General features: G+C 65.1%; 13 protein-coding genes and 4 tRNA genes. 14 read left to right on the plus strand and 3 right to left on the minus strand.

The genetic code is table 11. The features are described from left to right. Positions 1 to 20 precede the first annotated feature (20 nt). From AC3IPM_RS03900 to AC3IPM_RS03910, 3 genes are all read right to left on the minus strand, one after another. Positions 21 to 1259 carry an EAL domain-containing response regulator gene (locus AC3IPM_RS03900; RefSeq protein ID WP_489302638.1) on the minus strand — a complete coding sequence of 413 codons (1239 nt, stop codon included), beginning with the start codon at positions 1257 to 1259 and terminating at the stop codon, positions 21 to 23. Further along, complete coding sequence (locus tag AC3IPM_RS03905; protein ID WP_489302639.1) at positions 1256 to 4105, minus strand: response regulator; 2850 nt, start codon at positions 4103 to 4105, stop codon at positions 1256 to 1258. Before AC3IPM_RS03905 ends, AC3IPM_RS03900 begins: the two co-directional genes overlap by 4 nt. Before the next feature lie 151 nt (positions 4106 to 4256). Then, entirely contained in the window at positions 4257 to 7007 is a 2751-nt protein-coding gene (locus AC3IPM_RS03910; RefSeq protein ID WP_489302640.1) for a TonB-dependent receptor plug domain-containing protein, read from the minus strand. A 168-nt stretch (positions 7008 to 7175) separates the two neighbouring features. On the opposite strand from AC3IPM_RS03910, the gene AC3IPM_RS03915 reads away from it, so the two are divergent. The 14 genes from AC3IPM_RS03915 to rpoB all read left to right on the plus strand — a co-directional run bounded on the left by AC3IPM_RS03915 (position 7176) and on the right by rpoB (position 19352). Continuing rightward, positions 7176 to 8195, plus strand: coding sequence for a cyanophycinase (locus tag AC3IPM_RS03915; protein WP_489302641.1), 1020 nt, complete (start codon positions 7176 to 7178; stop codon positions 8193 to 8195). Positions 8196 to 8268: 73 nt separating this feature from the next. After that, on the plus strand, positions 8269 to 9279 hold the full coding sequence (locus AC3IPM_RS03920) for an isoaspartyl peptidase/L-asparaginase family protein (RefSeq protein ID WP_489302642.1): 1011 nt from the start codon (positions 8269 to 8271) through the stop codon (positions 9277 to 9279). Between the two features lie 137 nt (positions 9280 to 9416). Beyond that, positions 9417 to 9502, plus strand: a tRNA-Tyr gene (locus AC3IPM_RS03925). Between the two features lie 28 nt (positions 9503 to 9530). After that, positions 9531 to 9604, plus strand: a tRNA-Gly gene (locus AC3IPM_RS03930). A gap of 47 nt (positions 9605 to 9651) precedes the next feature. Continuing rightward, positions 9652 to 9727, plus strand: a tRNA-Thr gene (locus tag AC3IPM_RS03935). Positions 9728 to 9767: 40 nt separating this feature from the next. After that, the gene (gene tuf, locus AC3IPM_RS03940) at positions 9768 to 10958 is read left to right on the plus strand and encodes an elongation factor Tu (RefSeq protein ID WP_489302643.1); all 1191 of its coding nucleotides are present in this window, start codon (positions 9768 to 9770) and stop codon (positions 10956 to 10958) included. Between the two features lie 101 nt (positions 10959 to 11059). After that, positions 11060 to 11135 (plus strand) — tRNA-Trp (locus AC3IPM_RS03945). Between the two features lie 49 nt (positions 11136 to 11184). After that, complete coding sequence (gene secE / locus AC3IPM_RS03950) at positions 11185 to 11592, plus strand: preprotein translocase subunit SecE (protein ID WP_489302644.1); 408 nt, start codon at positions 11185 to 11187, stop codon at positions 11590 to 11592. A gap of 10 nt (positions 11593 to 11602) precedes the next feature. Further along, on the plus strand, positions 11603 to 12163 hold the full coding sequence (nusG, locus tag AC3IPM_RS03955; RefSeq protein WP_017356001.1) for a transcription termination/antitermination protein NusG: 561 nt from the start codon (positions 11603 to 11605) through the stop codon (positions 12161 to 12163). Positions 12164 to 12407: 244 nt separating this feature from the next. Beyond that, complete coding sequence (gene rplK / locus AC3IPM_RS03960) at positions 12408 to 12836, plus strand: 50S ribosomal protein L11 (protein WP_332809678.1); 429 nt, start codon at positions 12408 to 12410, stop codon at positions 12834 to 12836. 4 nt (positions 12837 to 12840) lie between these two features. Further along, entirely contained in the window at positions 12841 to 13539 is a 699-nt protein-coding gene (gene rplA, locus AC3IPM_RS03965; RefSeq protein ID WP_489302645.1) for a 50S ribosomal protein L1, read from the plus strand. A gap of 387 nt (positions 13540 to 13926) precedes the next feature. Beyond that, positions 13927 to 14466, plus strand: a complete 540-nt coding sequence (gene rplJ, locus AC3IPM_RS03970; RefSeq protein WP_489302646.1) for a 50S ribosomal protein L10 — start codon at positions 13927 to 13929, stop codon at positions 14464 to 14466. A 62-nt stretch (positions 14467 to 14528) separates the two neighbouring features. Then, positions 14529 to 14897: a 50S ribosomal protein L7/L12 gene (gene rplL / locus AC3IPM_RS03975; protein ID WP_489294176.1), complete on the plus strand. Its 369-nt coding sequence runs from the start codon at positions 14529 to 14531 to the stop codon at positions 14895 to 14897. Between the two features lie 300 nt (positions 14898 to 15197). Beyond that, the gene (rpoB, locus tag AC3IPM_RS03980; protein ID WP_489302648.1) at positions 15198 to 19352 is read left to right on the plus strand and encodes a DNA-directed RNA polymerase subunit beta; all 4155 of its coding nucleotides are present in this window, start codon (positions 15198 to 15200) and stop codon (positions 19350 to 19352) included. Positions 19353 to 19434 lie beyond the last annotated feature (82 nt).

The raw sequence follows: 19434 nt of genomic DNA on the forward strand, positions 1-19434 counted from the left end.
GTGAACGCAGCGAGGCGTGGCTAGCGCGTACCCAGCGTGCCGGGATGGTGCGATTCGGCATGCCGGTGTGCGGCCTTCTCCTGACCCAGCAGTGTGGCGAAGGTTTCGGCCGGAATCGCGCGCGAGATCAGGAAGCCCTGCACCTGGTTGCACCCCAGTTTGCGCAACGTCGCCAGTTCGGCATCGGTTTCCACGCCTTCGGCCACGATGTTCAGGCCCAGCTTGGCCCCCAGCGCGATCACCGTGGCCAGCGCGCTGTGCAGGGCGGGATCGCGCGCGCAGCCGCGCACCAGCGCGCGGTCGATCTTGACCTCGGTAAACGGTGTGTTGACCAGGTTGTGCACCGAACTCAGGCCTTGCCCGAAATCATCCTGGGCCAGCCCGAACCCCTTCATGCGCAGGCGGCAGGCACCGGCGTAATAGTCGCTGACATGGTGGGTGGTGCTGCTTTCCATCAGCTCGAAACACAGGTCCGCGGCCACGCCGCCGTGCTGCTGGGTCAGTGCCAGCAGTTCGTCGGGCAGGCTGCGCCGTTCCAGCAGGTGCGGGGGCAGGTTGATCGATACCGGAATGCGGAACCCCAGTTCGCGCCAGCGTGCCTGCGCCTGCACGCTGGCCTTGAGGATATGGCGCAGCAGCGCCGCCTCCAGCGCGTGCTGTTCGATCAGCGGCAGAAAGCGTCCGGCCTGCAGCGTGCCGTGCTCGGGATGACGCCAGCGCACCAGCGCTTCGGCGGCCACCACCAGCCCGGACTCCAGTGATTTCTTCGGCTGGAACCACGCCGTGATCTCGCCATCGGCGATGGCCTTGCACAGCCGCTCACGGCTGGCCTGCACCGGTGCCTCGGCCGGCGCCGGCGCACTGCTGCCGGTCGCGTCAGCCTGTTCGAGCTGCGCGATCAACTCACTGACATCGGCCGGGGAGACCGGCTTGGGCAGGATGCCGAGCACGGTGATGCCCAGCGATTCGGCCATCAGCCGGGCCGAGGCCATCATCCGCTGCGAGGCCGAGCTGACCAGCGCCAACAACGGCTTGTGCTCCTGCGCAGCCAGCGCCTGGATGAACTGGATACCGTCCACCCCCGGCATCATCAGGTCGGTCACCACCAGGTCGTAACGGCGCAGGGTGCACATCGCCACCGCGTAGGCGGCATCGCCGGAGGTATCGGTGGTGACGCCGGGCACGGCGTTGAACATGTTGGCCAGGAACCCGCGCTGGAAGGGCTGGTCTTCGAGGATCAGTACATGGTGGTCGCTCATGTCGACGCTCCTGTGGTCAGCCCACTGAGGGCGAGGCGAAGGGTGCCGATATCGATCGGTTTCACCAGATAGCCGTTCATGCCGCCGGCAAGGCAGCGTTCGCGTTCTTCCGGGGTGGCGTTGGCGGTGGCGCCGATCACCGGCAGGGTGACGCCCTGCTGACGCAACTGGCGGGTCAGGGCATGGCCGCCCAGCCCGGGCATGTTGATGTCGGTCAGCACCACATCGAAGCTGTCGGCGGCGCAGCAGGCCAGGGCCTCGTGACCGTCACAGGCGGTGACCACGCGGCAGCCGAGCGTTTCCAGTTGTTCCTTGAGGATCAGCCGGTTGATCGGATTGTCTTCGGCCACCAGCACGTGCAGCCCCAATGCGGTGCGCTCCACGCGAGGTGGCGCCTTCGGCAGCGGGTGGTCGGCATGCTGCAGCTGGGCCACGGCACGGGCGATCGCGGCAACACTGAAGGCGGTGACGTTCAACTGCTCCGGGCAGGTGGCGTCGGGCAGCGGCAGGTCGCCGGCATCGGGCGACGTCAGCACGCGCGGTCCCGGCCAGTTCAGTGCAACCCCGTCGTGCGGGTCGCAGTCGATCAGGATGGTGCCCGGCACCGCCGGTGCACCGTCGGGCGTGTAGCGGCGCGCGCTCGCACCCCAGCGCTGCAGCCACTGCGCGGTGCTGTCGGCCAGTTCGGGCAGGCTGGCGCGGACCTGCAGCGGCGGGTGCGGTAGCAGCCGCACGGTCTCCGCGCCGGCGGCATCGTGGCTGCCATCGTCTTCGATCAACGGCAACGGCAGCTGCATGGTGAAGCTGCTACCCAGGCCCGGCTCGCTGACCAGGCGCAGTTCGCCGTTCATCAGCCGCACCAGGTGATCGCTGATCGACAGGCCCAGCCCGGTGCCGTCGCGCCGGCTGTGGCTGCCGACCTGGCGGAACGGCTCGAACAGGCCGGCCTGCTCGGCTTCGGCGATGCCCACGCCGGTATCGGTGACCTGCCAGCTGATCGTGGCGGTGCCGCCTTCGCGCGCCACCTGCCGAACCCGCAGGAAGACCCGGCCGCTGTCGGTGAACTTGATCGCGTTGCTGAGCAGGTTGCCCAGCACCTGGCGGATCCGGTCGGCATCGCCGCTGACCCGATCAGGCAAGCGCGGGTCGGTACACACCACAATCTGCAGGTGCTTGCGCGCCGCCGCCGCTGCATAGGAGCGCAGGGTGGTTTCAGCCAGTTCCAGCGGCGAGAACGCGGCCGAGGCCAAGGTGAGCTGGCCCGATTCGATCTTGGACACATCCAGGATGTCGCTGATCAACTGCAGCAGCACCGACGAGGAATGCTGGATGGTCTTCAGGTACTGCGCCTGCCTGGCATCCATCGCGGTGTTGCCGAGCAGTTCCAGCGTGCCCAGCACGCCGTACAGCGGGGTGCGGATCTCGTGGCTCATGGTGGCCACGAACGCGCTCTTGGCCTGGCTGGCCTCATCGGCCGCCTGCTTGGCCGCCGACAGCGCCGCCTGGATCTGCCGATGCCGACTGATGTCGTTGAACACGCACAGCAGCACGTCTTCGTCGTGGTAGCGGGTGGCGGCGTACAGCACCTGCAGCTGGCGCCCATCGCGGGTGCTGAAATCCAGCGCGCGGCGGGTGCGCGAAGGCCGCGCGGCAATGTCGGCGGGGCGCCGCCACGGGCCGTGCCAGTCACCGCTGTGGGTATCGGCACCCAGCCAATCGCGGGCCAGCTGGTTTTCCAACATCACCTTGGCGTCATGGCAGCGCAGCACGCACATGCCCACGGGGGCCATCTCGATCACGGTGCTGCCGAAGTCGAAGCTCTCCAGCAATTGGCGGTGCTGGTGATGGGCCGGCTGGATCAACTGACGGTCGATGCGCCGGGTCAGCACACGCAACGCGCCGATCGCCGCCAGGCACAGCAGCAGCGATACCGCGATCGGGCCGGCGATATCGCCCAGCAGCAAGCCCGGTGGCAGGTGATAGGCCAGCCGCCAGCCGTCCTGGCCGATGCCCTTGAGCAGGACCAGGCCGCGCGGCAGGCCGCCGGTCCAGACGAAGCCGAACGCATCACCCTGGCGCGCCTGCATCCAGGCCTGCGGCAATTGCAGGTCGCGGCGGTTGGACAGCACGGTCCGCCCCTGCGCGTCGAGCAGGGCAAAATCGCCGATGCCCTGGCCATGCGCCATCTCCGCCACGGCCTGTGGGTCCAGTGCCAGCACCAGCCAATGTGCCGGGTCCGGGCCATCTTCGGCGGCGCGGAACAGATAGACCGCTGTACCCGGGCTGGGCCAGGACAGCCAGTACACCCCGTTCTCGGCGCCCGCGCGCGCGGCATGCGCGCGCAGTGCCGCGGCGGTCAGCCCGGCGGGCGGCGGCGATGCCGGCGTGTGCTGCCCGTGCAGCCACTGGCGCGGGGCGGCCGGATCGGTACCGACATGGATCAGCTGCGCATCGAACTCGGCCAGGGTGCGCTCGGCGCGCGCCGACAGCAGCAGGCTCAGTTGGCGGCCGTCATGGCCACGGCCCAATGCCAGGCGCTGGATGTCATCGGCCTCGTGCTCGCCCGGGCGTTCCAGGGGTGCCGACCCGACCGGCGATTCCACCACCGAATCGGCCAGGTAGTTGAGCAGCGCCTCGCGCTGGTCGAAGTACAGCTGCGCACGGTAGGCGGCAGCGTTCATGTCGCGGCGGTGCACCGAGACGTCGTCGCTGAGCTGTGCCAGCAGGTAGAAGCCGGCCGTGCCGACCAGGCAGAACAGCACGCACAGCGACAGCCAGCGCAACAGCACGGTGGCGGCCACGGCAGGGGCGTCGACGGAATGGCGGCGGGGCAGGAGGCGATGCATGGGGCAGATGCTAGGAACGCGCCCGCCCCGCGCACATCAGTCGATCCCTAAAACCGCTCCGATCGCGACAATGCGCGGCGTTCTGTTCAGGTTCCAGCAACGACAAGGCCCGCACGCGGCGGGCCTTGTCGGGTCGTGCGGGGGCAGGCGCTTACAGCGCGGTGCCGCCGAACTTGTGGGTGTACTGCAGGTTGATCGTGCGGCCCACGGTGTCGAACCAGGACACGTCGTAGTAAGGATACGAGGTGTAGGTCACGTCCTTGGGCGGCATCTTGTTGGCCACGTTGACCACCGACAGCGACAGGCGCGAATAGTCATCGAAGCGGTACTGCACCGACACGTTGTAGCGGTACGTTGCACCGATCCACGGGCTGTCACCGCTTTCCGGGTCGAAGCTCTGGTCGTAGCTGTCATAGGTGGGCAGCTTGCCCAGGCGTGAACCGTACACGGTGGCCGACCACGCCGCGTTCTCCCAGGTGATGCTGGCGCTGGTCTTGGTGCGCGGGATGTCGAAACCGCTGTTGATCGCGAACTTGTCCTCGACCACATCGCCGTCGAACTGCTGGAAGTCGTGCGTCTTCACCCAGGTGTGGTTGCCGCTCAGGATGAAATCGCCGAAACCGGTTCTCAGCCGGTAGCGCAGGCCGACATCGATGCCGCGGGTGGTTTCGCGGGCGATGTTGATCGGGCTGACGTGCACGCCGTACAGACGGCCATCGCTGGTGCGGGTGACCCGGCTGATCGCATCCACGCAGGTCGGCGAGCTGGCGTCGGCGCTGCCCAGGCGGCAGGCCGCTTCATCGCGCAGGATGCTGCCCACGTCCATGTCCTGCACCTGATCGCGCATGTCGATGTCGAACCAGTCCACCGACAGGTCCAGCCCGATCGCCGGCGACCACACGAAACCGGCGCTCCACGACGTGCTGGTTTCCGGGTCCAGCTTGCGGTTGCCTTCACGGGTACGGATCAGGTTCTCTTCGTAGTCCGAGCAGTCATCGGCCTGGTCGAGCTGGCAGTTGTAGTAGTCGTTGTTGCTGGTCTCATCGTTGCCCGGCCCGGCATACACGTAGTGCAGGTCCGGTGCGCGGAACGCGGTGCCGTAGGAACCACGCACCAGCAGGGTATCGAGCGGGCGCCATTCGATGCCGCCGCTCCAGGTCGCCTTGCCGATCGTGTTGCCCGAATAGCGGTACTGATCGAAGCGGCCGGCCACGCTCACGTTCAGCGTGTCGTGCAGCGGCAGGCGCAGCTCGGCGGCGGTGGCCCAACGGTTGCGGCTGCCGTGCCCGTCCGAATCCTTCCAGCTGTAGTAGTAGTACTGGGTGGCCAGCGGATCGGGGTTCAGCGCATAGGACTGGTTGCCGAACTCGGCCGTGGCCGCGAAACCGGCCTTGCCGCCCGGCAGTTCGAACAGCTCGCCGTTGGTCAGGGTCAGCGCGGCGGTGTCGGTGCGCGACTTCGGCGAGTAGGTGGTGCGCGCGGCGATCGAATCGTACTCGCTGCGGCTCAGCGGCCGGTACAGGCGCGCGGGGTCGGCGTTGAACACCGGGAACACGTTGTCATCGTCATCGGTGTACTCGCCGAGCTGCTCGCCCAGGAACAGCGCATTGGCCTTGGCGGCGATGATCTGCGGCCAGCGGATCGAGGACTGGTACTGCGAGTGGCTCAGCGAGGCCTCGTAGTCCCAGTTCGCCGACAGCGCGCCCTTGAAGCCGGTGGTGACGCTGAAGGTCTTCTGCGTGCTGCGGATCATGCCGTTGCGCAGCCCGCCCATTTCCTCCGGCGAGAACTGGCGCTGCCAGAACTCCACCTGGTCGGTGGCCTGGTTGTAGAAGTAGCCGTCTTCATTTCCGTCGGCGGCCATGCGGCCCCAGTTGGTCACATCGCGCATCAGGGCGATGTCGTGGTAGCCCATCTGCACGTCGGCAAACCAGCTGGCGCCGTTGTCGAAGGCATAGTTCAGCGAGGCATAGCCGTTCACGCCGCGGCGCTTGCTGAGGATGGTGCCGTAGCCGATCGAGGCGTCGCTGCCGCAGTAGAAGCCATAGCGTGCGCGTTCGGCGTAGTGGGTGCTGCCACGGTTCTGCCCGGCCAGCGCATCGCAGGTGGCCTTGCCCGGGTCCAGGTAGTCATCGTTGTAGTCGGTGCGCAGGTAAGCCCGGCGCGCGGCGCGCGCGCTGTCCGTCGGCGCATCGGCGGTGGAGTCCTGCTGGTCGCGCTGGTAGGCCCACAGCGGCGTCTGCGACTGCAGTTCCAGGCTGTACACCGCGCTGAAGCGGCCGACATCGAAGCCGCTGGCCATGCTGATGTTGAACGACTCACCGCCGCCTTCGCTGGTGGTGCCCATGCGCACATCGACGGTGGTGCCATCGACCTGCTTCTTGAGGATGAAGTTGACCACCCCGGCGATCGCATCGGAGCCATAGATGGCCGAGGCGCTGCCGGTCAGCACTTCGATCCGCTCGATCATCCCGATCGGGATGTTGGAGACGTCGGTGAAGTTGCTGCGGCCCTGGAACGGCATCGGGAAATCGGCGATGCGGCGGCCGTTGACCAGCACCAGGGTGTGGTTCGGGCCCAGCCCGCGCAGATCCACCTGCTGGGCGCCCGGCGAGAAGTCGGCGCCACTGGCCGATTGCTGGCTCTGGGTCTCACCGCCGTTCTGGGTCATCGAGCGCAGCACGTCCGGCACGCTGGTGAAGCCGCTGGCCTGGATCTGCTCGGCGGTGATCACCGTGACCGGGGCCGGGCCTTCAACCTGCGCGCGCGGAATGCGCGAACCGGTGACCTGCACCGTGTCCAGCTGCTGCACCCCGGAAGCGGCCGGGGTCTGTGCGCCTGCGCTTGCGGCCACACCCATCAACGCCAGCTGGATCGACCACGCCATCGCCTGTTTACGCATGAGAATTCTCGAGAAGAAAGAGTCGGCCTCGAGGGAGGCCCGTCCCCCATTCACGTATCGCGAATGGACGGCGCGCATTTAACGCCTTTTTTACGGGGTTGACCACTGGCATTTTCTCTGGCAAAGAGTGAAAGCGCTTACAAGGCGATTTTGTTCAGGGAGGTCAACGTGGACGGTGCGCTCCGCCGGGTCGGCTGGACCCTGGCTTTGCTGGTGCTCAGTGTCGGCCTGCCGGCCCAGGCGCAGTCTGCCCGGGCCTTGCAGGAACCCGGCTACCGCTACTACGAGACCGGCGACCTGGACGCCCCGCCGGCGGCCCATACCGAGCCGGCGATGATGCTGATGGGCGGTGGTGAGTGGGTCCCCGAGGCATTCGACTGGTGGTTGCAGCGCGCCGGGCACGGCCGCGTGGTGATCCTGCGCGCCTCCGGCGCCGAAGAGCTGCAGGAGCGCCTCTACCGCGACATCGGCGGGGTCGCCTCGGTGCAGACCCTGGTATTCGACAGCCGCCGCGCCGCCGATGACCCGGCGGTGCTGCGGGTGGTGGCGGCCGCCGATGCGATCTTCATCGCCGGCGGCGACCAGTCGCGCTACATCCGTTTCTGGAAAGGTACCGCGCTCAACGAGGCGCTCAATGCGCACGTGCGCGCCGGTCGCCCGATCGCCGGCACCAGCGCCGGCCTGGCCATCCTGGGCGGCTACAGCTACGGCGCCCTGGATGGGGGCAGCGTCAGCTCCGCCAGCGCGCTGGCCGACCCGATGGGCAGCGCGGTCACCCTGGACAGCGACTTCCTGACCATGCCCTACCTGTCCAACGTGATCACCGACACCCACTTCGGCAAGCGCGACCGGCTCGGCCGGCTCATCGTGTTCGTGGCCCGGGCCGCACAGCAGAGCGGGCGGCAGGACATGGTCGGCATCGGCGTGGACGAGGACACCGCGCTGTGCGTGGAGGCCGATGGCCGCGGCCGGGTACTCAGCAACAACGACGGTTATGCCTGGCTGGTGATGCCCCAGCACACCGCTGATCGCCTGCGCGATAGGCAGGCGCTGGATTTCCACGCCATTCCGGTCACCGGCATCGGCAGTGCCAGCCGGCTGCACCTGGATGGCTTCCGCGTGGACGATGCGGCCTTCCAGATGACCGCCGACATCCGCGAGGGCGAGCTGGAACTGGTCCCGGAATGACCCCGGCGGCGGTGCCGGAGGGCGGTTCGCCGCACATGCCATGATGGCCGCCTTCCTCTGACGGTACCTGCCGATGATGCGTCGCCCTGGCTTGTTGTTGTCGCTGCTGCTGTTGAGCCCGCTGGCCCACGCGGCCGCACCGGTTCTGGTGATCCATGGCGGCGCCGGGGTCGAGCGCAAGGATCTGTCGCCTGCCGAAGAGAAGGCCGCGCGCGCCGCGCTGCGCCAGGCGCTGCTGCAGGGGCACGCGGCGCTGGCAGCGGGTAAACCGGCGCTGCAGGCGGTCACCGCGGCAATCACCGTGCTGGAGGACGATCCGAGCTTCAACGCGGGCAAGGGCGCGGTGTTCACCCACGACGGGCGCAATGAGCTGGATGCCTCGCTGATGGACGGCGCCACCCTCAAGGCCGGTGCCGTGGCCGGCGTGCAGCGCGTGCGCAACCCGATCCAGCTGGCCGAGGCGGTGATGCAGCGCTCGCCGCACGTGATGATGGTGGGGCAGGGCGCCGAGGCCTTCGCCGTCAGCCAGGGCATCAGCCTGGTCGATCCGTCCTACTTCCGCACCGACAAACGCTGGCAGCAGCTGCAGAAGGCGCTCAAGGAAGAAGCCAGCGGCCAGGCCCACACCGACCTGGAGACCGCACGCCACTTCGGCACCGTCGGCGCGGTCGCGCTGGATGCGCAGGGCCATCTCGCTGCGGGCACCTCCACCGGCGGCATGACCAACAAGCGCTACGGGCGGGTCGGTGATTCGCCGATCATCGGCGCCGGCACCTATGCCAATGCCACCTGCGCGGTGTCCGGCACCGGTTGGGGCGAGTACTACATCCGCACCGCCGCCGCACACGACATCTGCGCGCGCATGGCCTACCTCAAGCAGGGCCCGGAAGAGGCAGGGCGTGCGGTCATCAACGAACGGATTCCGGCATTGGGCGGCGATGGCGGGGCGATCGTGCTGTCCGCCGACGGCCGCGCTGCCACGCCGTTCAACACCCAGGGCATGTATCGCGGCTGGATCGGTGCCGACGGCGTGCCGCACGTGGCGATCTTCGCCGACGAAACCCTGGCACTTCCCGGCCAATAGCCCGTGCTGGCGGGGCGAATGCAACTTCGTGTGAAAAAGTTGAAAAAGGTTGTTGACAGAACCCGCATTCACCCCCAAAATTCACGGCTCTTCCACCCCACACCGAAAACGCTTCGGCGCCAAGGACAGGGTGGTAAGGAGGGATACCCAAGCGGCCAACGGGGGCAGACTGTAAATCTGCTGGCTTACGCCTTCGGTGGTTCGAATCCACCTCCCTCCACCAGTTTCATGTTGTGGCAAGAGCTTCCGATGCGGGAGTAGTTCAATGGTAGAACCTCAGCCTTCCAAGCTGATGGTGCGGGTTCGATCCCCGTCTCCCGCTCCATTGAATGAGTTTGAATATATTCAAATTCGTGCCATAATTCAAAACTCGCTCACGTAGCTCAGTCGGTAGAGCACCTCCTTGGTAAGGAGGAGGTCGAAGGTTCGATTCCTTTCGTGAGCACCATCTAAGTGCCACCATTCAGACGATTTCGAGATAAGCAGCCATGGCCAAGGGTAAGTTCGAGCGCACCAAGCCGCACGTCAACGTCGGCACCATCGGTCACGTCGACCACGGCAAGACCACGCTGACCGCCGCACTGACCAAGATCGGTGCTGAGCGCTTCGGTGGCGAGTTCAAGGATTACTCCGCGATCGACGCCGCGCCGGAAGAAAAGGCTCGTGGCATCACGATCTCGACCGCACACGTCGAATACGAATCCGCCAACCGTCATTACGCCCACGTCGATTGCCCGGGCCATGCTGACTACGTCAAGAACATGATCACCGGTGCTGCGCAGATGGACGGCGCGATCCTGGTCTGTTCGGCTGCTGACGGCCCGATGCCGCAGACCCGCGAGCACATCCTGCTGTCGCGTCAGGTCGGCGTGCCGTACATCGTTGTCTTCCTGAACAAGGCTGACATGGTGGACGACGCCGAGCTGCTCGAGCTGGTGGAGATGGAAGTCCGCGAACTGCTGAGCAAGTACGACTTCCCGGGCGATGACACCCCGATCATCTCGGGTTCGGCCCGCCTGGCGCTGGAAGGCGACCAGAGCGACATCGGCGTGCCGGCCGTGATCAAGCTGGTCGAGGCGCTGGACACCTGGATTCCGACCCCGGAACGCGACGTGGACAAGGCATTCCTGATGCCGGTCGAAGACGTGTTCTCGATCTCGGGCCGCGGCACCGTGGTGACCGGTCGTATCGAACGCGGCATCATCAAGGTCGGCGAAGAAATCGAAATCGTCGGTATCCGTCCGGTCCAGAAGACCACCGTGACCGGCGTGGAAATGTTCCGCAAGCTGCTCGACCAGGGTCAGGCAGGCGACAACGCCGGTCTGCTGCTGCGCGGCACCAAGCGTGACGACGTCGAGCGTGGCCAGGTGCTGGCCAAGCCGGGTTCGATCAAGCCGCACACCCAGTTCGACTCGGAAGTGTACGTGCTGTCGAAGGACGAGGGCGGCCGTCACACCCCGTTCTTCAAGGGCTACCGCCCGCAGTTCTACTTCCGTACCACCGACATCACCGGTGCGGTTGAACTGCCGGAAGGCGTGGAAATGGTCATGCCGGGCGACAACGTGAAGATGGTTGTCACCCTGATCAACCCGGTCGCCATGGATGAAGGCCTGCGCTTCGCAATTCGCGAAGGCGGTCGTACCGTCGGCGCCGGCGTGGTCTCCAAGATCCTGCTGTAAGATTTCACCACCGGCGGTTGTTTAGCGCTGCCGGTCTCGCGAGTGGCGGGCCGGGAACCTCGGTCCGCCTTCGCCGTCTAAGGGAAGGCAAGTTTTTCAGTACGCCAGTAGCTCAATTGGCAGAGCAGCGGTCTCCAAAACCGCAGGTTGGGGGTTCGAGTCCCTCCTGGCGTGCCACTTCTCCCTCCCCGCGGCCGTGTCATGCCGCCTCAGCAGCCAGAGCCGGATGAATAGCAAGATCGAGCATTCCAAGGACAACACCTCCAACGGAGGTGATTTCGTCAAGTACGTTGCCGCAGCCATTCTGGTGCTGGCAGGTCTCTTTGCTTGGTACTGGTTCGGTGCTCCTGAGCATGCGTCCCAAAGTGCCTGGGCCGGTCCGCTGCGCGGTCTGGCCGTTGTCGTTGGCCTGGTGGCCGGCGCTGGCGTGTTCCTGCTGACCGGCAAGGGTCGCGACACGCGTGAGTTCCTGTCCGAATCGCGTTTCGAACTGCGCAAGGTGGTCTGGCCGACTCGCCAGGAAGCCATCCGCATGACCTGGGTGGTGGTCGTGGTCGTGATCATCCTCAGCTTGCTGCTGGGCGGATTTGACTTCGTGATTCAGAAAGCGATCCAGGCATTCCTGGGTCGATAAGGAGAAACCAGTGAAGCGTTGGTACGTCGTTCACGCCTATTCGGGCTTCGAAAAGTCGGTTGCGCAGGCTCTGCGCGATCGCATCGTGCGTGACGAGATGCAGGAGCGCTTCGGTGATGTCCTGGTCCCGACCGAGGAAGTGGTCGAGATGCGCTCCGGCCAGAAGCGCCGTTCCGAGCGCAAGTTCTTCCCGGGTTACGTGCTGGTCCAGATCGAGACCCACGAAGAAAACGGCATCCCGCGCATCGACAACGAAAGCTGGCATCTGGTCAAGGACACCTCCAAGGTGATGGGCTTCATCGGCGGCACCGCCGACCGTCCGTTGCCGATCCGTGACGAAGAGGCTGCCGCCATCCTGGACCGCGTTCAGGAAGGTGTCGAGAAGCCGCGTCCGAAGGTGCTGTTCGAGCCGGGCCAGATGGTCCGTGTCACCGAAGGCCCGTTCAACGACTTCAATGGCGTCGTCGAAGAAGTCAACTACGAGAAGAGCCGTCTGCGCGTCTCGGTGCTGATCTTCGGTCGTGCCACCCCGGTCGAGCTCGAGTTCGGCCAGGTCGAAAAGGCCGTCTGAGCCTTGCGGCTGTAGGGTTCCGGGCGGCCGCCCGGAGCCTGGTCGGCTGCGTTCAGATTCGCCTCGGGCAGTGCCCGGAAAAAGCTGATATAGTGCGCGGCTTCCTGCCAGGAAGCTGGCAAAAACCAGGGCCACCGCAAGGTGGCCTTCGGCATGATTTCAAAACGCGATGCCGGGACGCGTGATTCCCGGTCCGATGGGGAGCCTGTTGTCGTAAGGCGCTAGCACCCGGAGAGATACTCACATGGCAAAGAAAGTTGTCGGTTATATCAAGCTGCAGGTCAAGGCCGGTCAGGCCAACCCCTCGCCGCCGGTCGGTCCTGCGCTGGGTCAGCGCGGCCTGAACATCATGGAATTCTGCAAGGCCTTCAATGCCGCCACGCAGAAGCAGGAACCGGGTCTGCCGGTGCCGGTGATCATCACGGCCTATTCGGACCGTACCTTCACCTTCATCACCAAGAGCACCCCGGCTGCCGTGCTGCTCAAGAAGGCTGCTGGCATCTCCTCGGGCTCCAAGCGCCCGAACACCGACAAGGTGGGCAAGGTGACCCGTAAGCAGCTGGAAGAAATCGCCAAGACCAAGGAAGCCGACCTGACGGCCGCCGACCTGGACGCCGCGGTGCGCACGATTGCCGGTTCTGCCCGTTCCATGGGCCTCGTGGTGGAGGGTTAAGAAGATGGCACAGACCAAGCGTGAGAAGGCCATCAAGGCCGCCGTCGTCCCGGGTAAGGCATATGCCTTCGAGGACGCAATCAAGATCCTGAAGACCGCTACCAAGGCCAAGTTCGTCGAGTCCTTCGACGTTGCTGTGCGCCTGGGCGTGGACGCCAAGAAGTCCGACCAGCAGGTGCGCGGTTCCACCGTGCTGCCGGCCGGTACCGGCAAGAGCGTGCGCGTTGCCGTCTTCGCTCCGGCCGGTGCCAAGGCTGACGAAGCCCTGGCTGCTGGCGCCGAAGCCGTTGGTATGGAAGACCTGGCCGAGAAGATGCAGGCCGGCGATCTGAACTACGACGTCGTCATCGCCACCCCGGACGCCATGCGCGTCGTGGGTAAGCTGGGCACCGTGCTCGGCCCGCGCGGCCTGATGCCGAACCCGAAGGTCGGCACCGTGTCGGCCAACCCGGGCGAAGCCGTCAAGAATGCCAAGTCGGGTCAGGTGCGTTACCGCACCGACAAGGCCGGCATCATCCATTGCACCATCGGCAAGGCCGACTTCGCCGAAGACGCGCTGAAGTCGAACCTGCAGGCGCTGCTGATGGACCTGATCAAGGCCAAGCCGGCTACCTCGAAGGGCACCTACCTGCAGAAGGTTTCGGTCAGCTCGACGATGGGCCCGGGCGTCACCGTCGACCAGTCGTCGCTGACCCTGAAGTAATTGTTTGAAGCGGGTGCCGGGCTTCGGTCCGGTACCCGTGAATTTTGAAGGCAATCCGAGTGGGGCTCGCCCTGCGGAGATAGCCGTCAAAGACCGCAGGCGCGGTCAGTACATACCGGCGACGGGCACGGATGCTCGCATTGGCAAGGAGTCGCCGCCGGCGCAGTACCGACCGCTTAATCGGTTCCCTCGGGAATCACCCTGCGTAGATGGTGCCCTTCTGGAGTTTTTCTGGTTTACGCACGTCTGGGTTTACCCAGGTTGGCCATCCAGGTCTAGAACGGCCCACCCTTGGAACATCACCTGATGTTCCCGGCGTCCAGGACGGATGCCGCCCAGGACCGCACACGGCAGGAGCCGTAAGCGGAGTTCAATTGGAGGAGTGCAATGGCTCTCAATCTGTCCCAGAAGCAAGAAGTAGTCGCGGAGCTGGCAGACGTTGCCGCCAAGGCTCACTCCTTGATCGCAGCCGAATACGCTGGCACCACGGTCTCCCAGATGACCGCGATGCGCAAGCAGGCACGCGAAACCGGCGTTTTCTTGAAAGTTGTCAAGAACACGCTGGCGGCACGTGCAGTGGAAGGCACCGAATACGAATGCGCCAAAGACGCACTCGTCGGTCCGCTGCTGTACGCGTTCTCGCTCGAGGAGCCCGGCGCAGCCGGTCGCCTGATCAAGGATTTTGCCAAGACCAACGACAAGCTGCAGGCAAAGGTCGTGGCCATCGGCGGGGAACTGTTCCCGGCTGGCCATGTCGACGTGCTGGCCTCGCTGCCGACCCGTGATCAGGCTCTGGCCATGCTGGCCCGCGTCCTGGCCGAGCCGGCCACGATGTTCGCCCGTGCCGTCAAGGCCGTGGCCGACAAGCAGGGTGGTGGCGATGAAGCCCCCGCCGACGCTGCCGAGCCGGTCGCCGAGACCGCCTGAGTCGACGTTTCCGTGGTTCCTGACGGAACCTCAACCCAGAAAATTATCCAAAGGTAATCAAAATGTCCCTTACCAACGAACAGATCGTCGACGCAATCGCCGAGAAGTCCCTGATGGAAGTGATGGAGCTGGTCAAGGCCATCGAAGAGAAGTTCGGCGTTTCCGCCGCTGCTCCGGTCGCCGCTGCTGGTCCGGCTGGCCCGGCTGCCGTGGTTGAAGAGCAGACCGAATTCGACGTCATCCTGAAGTCGGCCGGCGAGAAGAAGGTCGAAGTCATCAAGGCTGTCCGCGCCATCACCGGCCTGGGCCTGAAGGAAGCGAAGGATCTGGCTGAAGCTGGCGGCATGATCAAGGAAGCCGCTTCGAAGGACGACGCTGCCAAGTTCAAGAAGGACCTGGAAGCTGCTGGCGCGACTGTCGAAGTCAAGTAAGCAGTTCCTTGCCTCGCCACCGAATCACGGCGATGCAGCCAAGGCTGGGGGCGTAAGCCCCCGGCCTTTGGTCGTTTCACGCAACACCCGATGTAAAGCCCAACACGGGCTGCGGTCATGCTCTGTAACAGCAGCGCCCAAGGCGCGCCGGCAGGGTAGTGGATGCAGACGAGTTGGCAGTTGGAAGTAGCGGGAGAAGGCGTGCTGGTGCCGGCAATACCAGCGACTTCCAACTGACAATTTTCATGTTCCCTTCGGGCCGCGCCTGTACGGCGGCCCGCACAGCCAAGGTGAGACCCCATGACGTCATATTCGTTCACCGAAAAGAAGCGTATCCGCAAGGATTTCGGCAAGCAGCGCTCGATCCTCGAAGTGCCTTTCCTGCTCGCCATCCAGGTGGATTCCTATCGCGAATTCCTGCAGGAAAACGTGGATCCGGCCAAGCGCCGTGATCTCGGCCTGCACGCGGCCCTGAAGTCGGTGTTCCCGATCGCCAGCTACAGCGGCAACGCTGCGCTGGAATACGTCGGCTACAAGCTTGGCGACCCTGTGTTCGACGAGCGCGAGTGCCGCCAGCGCGGCATGAGCTACGGCGCGCCGCTGCGCGTGACCGTGCGCCTGGTGATCTACGACCGCGAGTCGTCGACCAAGGCCATCAAGTACGTGAAGGAGCAGGAGGTCTATCTCGGCGAAATCCCGCTGATGACCGACAACGGCACCTTCATCGTCAACGGTACCGAGCGCGTCATCGTGTCGCAGCTGCACCGTTCGCCGGGCGTGTTCTTCGACCACGACCGTGGCAAGACCCACAGCTCGGGCAAGCTGCTGTACAGCGCCCGCATCATTCCGTACCGCGGCTCCTGGCTGGACTTCGAGTTCGACCCGAAGGACGCCCTGTTCACCCGTATCGATCGTCGCCGCAAGCTGCCGGTGTCGATCCTGCTGCGTGCGCTGGGTTACAGCAATGAAGAAATGCTGGCCGAGTTCTTCGAGATCAACACCTTCCACATCAATCCTGATGAGGGCGTGCAGCTCGAACTGGTGGCCGAGCGTCTGCGCGGCGAGACCCTGAACTTCGACCTGGCCGACGGCGACAAGGTCATCGTCGAAGCCGGCAAGCGCATCACCGCGCGCCACGTCAAGCAGCTGGAAGCCTCGGGCATTGCCGCCCTGGCCGTGCCGGACGATTACATCGTCGGCCGCATCCTGTCGCACGACGTCGTCGACGCCAACACCGGTGAGCTGCTGGCCCAGGCCAACGACGAAATCACCGACGAACAGCTGCAGGCCTTCCGCAAGGCCGGCGTCGATGCCGTGGGCACCCTGTGGGTGAACGACCTGGATCGTGGCCCGTACCTGTCCAACACCCTGCGCATCGATCCGACCAAGACCCAGCTCGAAGCTCTGGTCGAAATCTACCGCATGATGCGTCCGGGCGAGCCGCCGACCAAGGATGCCGCGCAGAACCTGTTCCACAACCTGTTCTTCACCTTCGAGCGCTACGACCTGTCCACGGTCGGCCGTATGAAGTTCAACCGTCGTGTCGGCCGCAAGGCTGTCACCGGCGAAGCCGTGCTGTACGACCGCAAGTATTTCGGCGAGCGCAACGACGAAGAGTCCAAGCGCCTGGTCTCCGAGCTGGGTGACACCTCCGACATCCTGGAAGTGATCAAGGTCCTGACCGAGATCCGCAACGGTCGCGGCGTGGTCGATGACATCGATCACCTGGGCAACCGTCGCGTGCGTTCGGTCGGTGAAATGGCCGAGAACGTGTTCCGCGTGGGCCTGGTCCGCGTCGAGCGCGCGGTCAAGGAACGTCTGTCGATGGCAGAGTCCGAAGGCCTGACCCCGCAGGAGCTGATCAACGCCAAGCCGGTCGCCGCTGCCATCAAGGAGTTCTTCGGCTCCTCGCAGCTGTCCCAGTTCATGGATCAGAACAACCCGCTGTCGGAAGTGACCCACAAGCGTCGTGTCTCGGCCCTGGGCCCGGGCGGTCTGACCCGTGAGCGCGCCGGCTTCGAAGTGCGCGACGTCCATCCGACCCATTACGGCCGCGTCTGCACCATCGAAACCCCGGAAGGCCCGAACATCGGCCTGATCAACTCGCTGGCCGTGTACGCCCGCACCAACCAGTACGGCTTCCTGGAAACCCCGTACCGCAAGGTGGCAGACGGCAAGGTCTCCGACGAGATCGAGTTCCTGTCGGCGATCGAGGAAAACGAGTACGTCATCGCCCAGGCCAACGCCCTGACCGATGCAAAGAGCATGCTCACCGAGCAGTTCGTGCCGTGCCGCTTCCAGGGTGAATCGCTGCTCAAGCCGCCGGCGGAAGTCCACTTCATGGACGTCTCGCCGATGCAGACCGTGTCCATCGCAGCCGCGCTGGTCCCATTCCTGGAGCACGATGACGCAAACCGTGCACTGATGGGCGCCAACATGCAGCGCCAGGCCGTGCCGACCCTGCGTGCGCAGAAGCCGCTGGTGGGTACCGGTATCGAACGCGCCGTGGCCCGTGACTCCGGTGTGACCGTGAACGCCCGTCGTGGCGGCGATATCGTGCAGATCGACGCTGGCCGCATCGTGGTCAAGGTCAACGAAGCCGAGATCACCGACGCCACCGACGCCGGCGTGGATATCTACAACCTGATCAAGTACACCCGTTCCAACCAGAACACCTGCATCAACCAGCGTCCGCTGGTGGAAGTGGGTGACGTGGTGGCGCGTGGCGACGTGCTGGCTGACGGTCCGTCCACCGACATCGGCGAACTGGCCCTGGGCCAGAACATGCTGATCGCCTTCATGCCGTGGAACGGCTACAACTTCGAAGACTCCATCCTGCTTTCCGAGCGCGTGGTGGAAGAGGATCGTTACACCACGATCCACATCGAAGAGCTGACCTGCGTTGCGCGTGACACCAAGCTGGGGCCGGAGGAAATTTCCGCCGACATCCCGAACGTGTCCGAGCAGGCGTTGAACCGACTGGACGAGTCCGGCGTGGTGTACATCGGCGCCGAAGTGCGTGCCGGCGACATCATGGTCGGCAAGGTCACCCCGAAGGGCGAAAGCCAGCTGACCCCGGAAGAGAAGCTGCTGCGCGCGATCTTCGGCGAGAAGGCGTCGGACGTGAAGGACAGCTCGCTGCGCGTGCCGCCGGGCATGGACGGCACCGTCATCGACGTGCAGGTCTTCACCCGTGACGGCATCGAGAAGGACAAGCGTGCGCGCCAGATCGAGGAAAGCGAGATCAAGCGCGTCAAGAAGGACTTCGACGACCAGTTCCGCATCCTTGAAGCCGCCATCTACGCACGTCTGCGCTCGCAGATCGTGGGCAAGGTGGTCAACGGCGGTGCCGGCCTGAAGAAGGGCGACAGCGTCACCGACGCCTACCTGGACGGCCTGAAGAAGGCGGACTGGTTCGTGCTGCGCATGAAGGACGACGACGCCTCCGAAGCCATCGAGCGTGCACAGAAGCAGATCCAGGCGCACGAGAAGGAATTCGAGCGTCGCTTCGCTGACAAGCGCGGCAAGATCACCGCCGGCGACGACCTCGCCCCGGGCGTGCTCAAGATGGTCAAGGTGTTCCTGGCCGTGAAGCGCCGCATCCAGCCGGGCGACAAGATGGCAGGCCGCCACGGCAACAAGGGTGTGGTCTCCAACGTGGTGCCGGTCGAAGACATGCCGTACATGGCGTCGGGCGAAACCGTGGACATCGTGCTGAACCCGCTGGGCGTGCCGTCGCGTATGAACATCGGCCAGATCCTGGAAGTGCATCTGGGCTGGGCCGCCAAGGGCCTGGGCCGCAAGATCCAGGGCATGCTCGAGGCTCAGGCCGCGATCACCGACCTGCGCAAGTTCCTGGACGATGTCTACAACCACGACAAGACCCAGCACGCCAACCACGTCGACCTGACCCAGTTCAGTGACGAGGAGCTGCTGCGCCTGGCCGGCAACCTGACCGACGGCGTGCCGATGGCCACCCCGGTGTTCGACGGTGCCACCGAAGCCGAGATCAAGCACATGCTTGCTCTGGCCGACCTGCCGCTGAGCGGCCAGACCCAGCTGTATGACGGCCGTACCGGTGAGGCATTCGATCGCCACACCACCGTGGGCTACATGCACTACCTGAAGCTGAACCACCTGGTCGACGACAAGATGCACGCCCGTTCGACCGGTCCGTACTCGCTCGTTACCCAGCAGCCGCTGGGCGGCAAGGCGCAGTTCGGTGGCCAGCGCTTCGGTGAAATGGAAGTCTGGGCGCTGGAAGCCTACGGCGCGGCCTACACCCTGCAGGAAATGCTGACGGTGAAGTCCGATGACGTGCAGGGCCGTAACCAGATGTACAAGAACATCGTCGACGGTGAGCACGAGATGGTCGCGGGCATGCCGGAATCCTTCAACGTTCTCGTGAAGGAAATCCGCTCGCTGGCCATCAACATGGAACTGGAAGACAACTGATGGCGCAGGCGCGGCTGCCCCGGCAGCCGCGCCACCCGTTTGTTCGCTGACAGCCCATCGACAAGATTTCCTCCTTTCGGAG

Source organism: Stenotrophomonas sp. GL_111, assembly GCF_057835245.1.

What these genes read in the sequence shown, in the direction of transcription:
- AC3IPM_RS03905 (WP_489302639.1), bottom strand. Translation starts at nt 4,105, where the DNA reads ATGCATCGCCTCCTGCCCCGCCGCCATTCCGTCGACGCCCCTGCCGTG.
- AC3IPM_RS03900 (WP_489302638.1), bottom strand. Translation starts at nt 1,259, where the DNA reads ATGAGCGACCACCATGTACTGATCCTCGAAGACCAGCCCTTCCAGCGC.
- secE (WP_489302644.1), top strand. Translation starts at nt 11,185, where the DNA reads ATGAATAGCAAGATCGAGCATTCCAAGGACAACACCTCCAACGGAGGT.
- AC3IPM_RS03910 (WP_489302640.1), bottom strand. Translation starts at nt 7,007, where the DNA reads ATGCGTAAACAGGCGATGGCGTGGTCGATCCAGCTGGCGTTGATGGGT.
- rpoB (WP_489302648.1), top strand. Translation starts at nt 15,198, where the DNA reads ATGACGTCATATTCGTTCACCGAAAAGAAGCGTATCCGCAAGGATTTC.
- AC3IPM_RS03920 (WP_489302642.1), top strand. Translation starts at nt 8,269, where the DNA reads ATGATGCGTCGCCCTGGCTTGTTGTTGTCGCTGCTGCTGTTGAGCCCG.
- rplK (WP_332809678.1), top strand. Translation starts at nt 12,408, where the DNA reads ATGGCAAAGAAAGTTGTCGGTTATATCAAGCTGCAGGTCAAGGCCGGT.
- rplL (WP_489294176.1), top strand. Translation starts at nt 14,529, where the DNA reads ATGTCCCTTACCAACGAACAGATCGTCGACGCAATCGCCGAGAAGTCC.
- tuf (WP_489302643.1), top strand. Translation starts at nt 9,768, where the DNA reads ATGGCCAAGGGTAAGTTCGAGCGCACCAAGCCGCACGTCAACGTCGGC.
- rplJ (WP_489302646.1), top strand. Translation starts at nt 13,927, where the DNA reads ATGGCTCTCAATCTGTCCCAGAAGCAAGAAGTAGTCGCGGAGCTGGCA.
- rplA (WP_489302645.1), top strand. Translation starts at nt 12,841, where the DNA reads ATGGCACAGACCAAGCGTGAGAAGGCCATCAAGGCCGCCGTCGTCCCG.